The organism is Janthinobacterium sp. CG_23.3, from assembly GCF_046115965.1.
In the GTDB taxonomy this organism is placed as follows: Bacteria; Pseudomonadota; Gammaproteobacteria; order Burkholderiales; family Burkholderiaceae_D; genus Janthinobacterium.
Genome location: NZ_JBJXIB010000224.1, coordinates 1 through 3,938, shown reverse-complemented (window position 1 = coordinate 3,938; position 3,938 = coordinate 1). Strand labels below are relative to the sequence as shown.

General features: G+C 68.0%; 1 protein-coding gene. It reads right to left on the bottom strand.

Annotation, left to right across the window (positions count from 1 at the left end; all coding sequences use genetic code 11):
- A partial coding sequence (locus tag ACFDR9_RS27150) for an SDR family NAD(P)-dependent oxidoreductase (protein WP_409033002.1) occupies positions 1 to 3,938 on the bottom strand: 3,938 nt, incomplete at both ends.

The following is a 3,938-nucleotide window of genomic DNA, read 5'->3' as shown; positions in this document are numbered from 1 at the left end:
GCCGCCAACGCGGCCGTCTCCGCCCCGGCCAGTATCGCCAGGCGTCGCCCGGCGCGCGGCCGCAGCGGCGCGTCGGCCGCTTCCCATGCCTTGCTCAGCAGCAGCGCCTGGCGCGCCGTGGCGGCCACGGGCGCCGCGGCCACGCCGGCAAGCGCAGCCACGCCGGCGGCCGGCGCCGCCGGCACCCAGTAGCGCTCTTTCGCGAATGGATAGGTCGGCAGGCTGATGCGGCGCGGCGCGGCCGCGCCATACAGTTTGTGCCAGTCGAAGCCGAAACCGCGCACCCACAGGCTGAGTAACTTGCCGTACTTGCCTTTGGCGATCCAGGCGTCGACGATGCCTCCCATGTCTTCATCCGCCGCAAACAGGCCGACGACGCTCTTCTCGCCCCGTACCTGGCCGCGGTACACTTCCTCGCTGCCGTCCACGCCGCCGAGCCAATCGCCGAGCTGGTTGCGCAAGGACTGCAGCGAATCGGCCTGCATGGCCAGCCGCTCTTCCATCGCCTCGCGCCCGGTCTGCAGGGTGTAGGCGATATCGGCCAGGTCGGCGTCGGTCCAGCCGTGCCGGTCCAGCACATCGGCAAGTTGCCGGGCCTGCGCCTGCAAAGCCTGGACGGTGCGCGCCGACAGCACCACCAAGGCCGGCCCACCGCGCGCGGCGCCACTGGCCGCGGTCGCGACATGCTCCTGGATCACCAGGTGGGCGTTCGAGCCGCCCGCGCCGAACGAGGAGATCCCCGCGATGCGCGCGCCTTCGCGCCGCACGCCGTCGCGCATGCTGACGGGCCGCTTCCACTCGGCTAGTTCCTGCTGTACCACGAACGGGCTGGCGGCGAAGTCGATATGCGGATTGAGCACGGCCGAGTGCAGCGACGGCGCCAACTGGCCGTGCCGCATTTGCATCAACACCTTGGTCAGCGCCGCGATGCCGGCGGCGCTCTCGCAATGGCCGATATTCGACTTGACCGAACCGATGGCGCAAAATTGCCGGTCCTGCGTCTGCTCGCGGAAGGCGCGGCTCAAGCCGGCGATCTCGATCGGATCGCCCAGCGAGGTGCCGGTGCCGTGCGCCTCGAGGTAGCTGATGTCGCGCGCGTCGACGCCGGCGCGACGCAAGGCCCGCGCCACCACTTTGCTCTGCGCGCCCGGATTGGGCACCGTGTAGCCGTTGGTCTTGCCGCCGTGGTTGAGCGCCGATCCCTTGATGACGCCATAAATGTGGTCGCCGTCGGCGATCGCCTTCGCGAGGGGCTTGAGCAGCACCGCGCCGACGCCTTCGGCCGGCACGTAGCCGTCGCCGCCCTGGCCGAAGCTTTCGCACTGGCCGCTGCTGGAGACGAATTTGCCCTGGCCCAGCATCAGGTATTTATTCGGATGCACCGACACGTTCACGCCGCCGGCCAGGGCCAGCTCGCAATCGCCCTCCTGCAAGCTCTGGCACGCCAGGTGGATCGCCGTCAGCGACGACGAGCACATGGTGTTGATCGCCATGCTGGGACCGTTGAAGTTACAGAAGTACGAGACCCGGTTGGCCACCGACGACGGATTCGACGACACCGCGACGTGGCGGCCGCGCGCATGCGCCTCCGCGCCGAACAACTGGTATTCCTCGTACATCACGCCGACGAAAACGCCCACGTTGCCTTGCGCCTGCCTGGCCAGCGTCTCGCGGGTGTAGCCGGCGTCTTCCAGCGTCGCATAGGCGCACTGCAGGAACAGGCGCTCCTGCGGATCGGTGAATTCCGCATGGAGCGGCGGCATATTGAAAAACATCGGGTCGAATTCGTCGACGCCGTCGATGAAGCCGCCCCATTTGCTGTAAGTCATGCCGGGCTTGTCGCGGTCTGGATCGAAGTACAGGCCGTGGTCCCAGCGCTCCGGGGGAATTTCGGTGATGCTGTCCTTACCGTTTTTGAGGTTGTCCCAGAACGCCTGTACATTGTCGGCCTGCGGGTAGCGTCCGGCCAAACCGACGATGGCGATATCCTTGCCGACGTCCTTGCCCGCCTCCTGCACGCTATCCCGGCGTGCCGCCGGGGCGGCGCCCGCATAGCGGCCACGCCGCGGCGTGGCCGCAGGCTCCGGCGCGGTAGCGGTCGCGGTCGCGGTCGCGGCCGCGGTCGCGGCCGGCGGCGCGGCGGACGGCGGCACCGGCGCCGGCGCATTCAAACCCAACACCTCCTGCAGCCGCTGCGGATAGGCCTGGATGAAGTAATCGATCAGGTTTTGGGTCGTGTGGTGTTCGAATACCAGCGTCTTCGACAGGGGGCCGAAGACCTTTTCAAGCTGGCTCACCAGACCCATCGCCATGATCGAATCGATACCGTACTTGTCCAGTGGCGCGGCGACATCGATGCGCTCGGCCGACAGTTTGATGACGCCCGAGAGCAGTTTCGTAAAATACTGCGCCGCCCGGCCGGCCAGCAGATCGGCCGACGCCATCGGCGCCGCCACCACGGCCGCGGCGGCAAGCGCCGCGGCGACGGGGGCGGCGGGCGCCTGCCAGCTGTGGCGCATCTGTGCGGCGTGGCCCTGCATCACCACCATATGGTCCTGACCGGTGGCCAGCACGCGGTATAACGCGGCCACGCCGTCGGCGCTGGCCATGGCCAGCATGCCCGAGCCCTGCGCCAGCAGTTGCTCGGCCTGCTGGTCCATGCGCATGCCGCCGTCCTGCCACAGCGGCCAGTTGATCGAAACCGTCCGTCCGTGGCGCTGCTCCAAGGCGACCAGGCTGTTGCGGTAGACGGCATAGGCGTCCATAAAGGCGTTGGCGGTGGCGTAATCGGCTTGACCCGCGTTGCCATAGGCGCCGGCCAGCGAGGAAAAGCAGATCAGGAAATCGAGTTTCAGCTTCTTGCTGGCCTCATCCAGATGCAGCAGCCCCAGGGTTTTCGGCGCCAGCACCGCCTGCAACTCGCGCGTCGTTTTCTTCAGGATGAAATTGTCGCGCATGATCCCGGCGCTATGGATGATGCCGTCGAGCGTGCCGTAGTCGCGCACGATACCATCGACCAGTGCCGACACCGCCGTCTTGTCGGCGACGTCGGTTTGAACGTATTGCGCGCGCGCGCCCAGCGCCTCGAGCGCCCGCACCTGGCGCTGGCTGGCTTCGCCGGGCGCCGAGCGTCCCGTCAGCACCAGCGTGGACGCCGCCGCCTGTTGCGCGATCTCCCGCGCGAAGATCAGCCCCAGCCCGCCCGCGCCGCCGGTGATCAGGTAGACGCCGCCGGCCTTCCACGGCTTGTGCATGGCGCGCGCGCCGGCCGTCACCTCCTTCCAGCCGGCTACCCAGCGGCCGTCATCCTCGTAGCGGATATGCCGGTCTTGCGGCATGCGGCGGTTTGCCAGCAGCTTCTCGCGCAGGCCATCGCCCTGCTGCGCATTGTCCAGCGCGATCAACTGGCCTATCAGGTGGGGGTTTTCCAGGTGCGCCGTTTTCAGCAGGCCGCTCAGCCCCGCCATCAGCTGGTGCCCGCTCAGCGCGGGCACGACGATCTGGAACAGCACCTTGCCGACCGGCCGGGACTGCAATATCCACTTGATTTCCTCGAAGGCGGCCACGGCATAGCGCTGGAAGTCGTCCACCATACCGTTGTGATGCGAAGCGATTTGGATACAGCGCGCACCGGTCGGTCCGACCACCTCCTGGCCGGCGATACCGGCCATATCGCAGATCATCACCACGTGCTGGACATACACGGGTTGCTCGGCGTCCGGCGCCACTTCGCTGGGCTGCCATTCCGGTTCCAGCAGCACGGTATGGTCCGCGGCATGGGCCGCGCCGAAGTCGGCGGAAAGCGCGCGCGAAGCGAAGCCGACCAGGCGCACGCACAGCTTACCGTCCGGGTCGCACAGGTCGATATCGAGCCTGCGCACGCGCTCGCCCGGCTGCGCGCCAGCGCTGGTGCGCACCAGCGCCCACATGCTGGTACT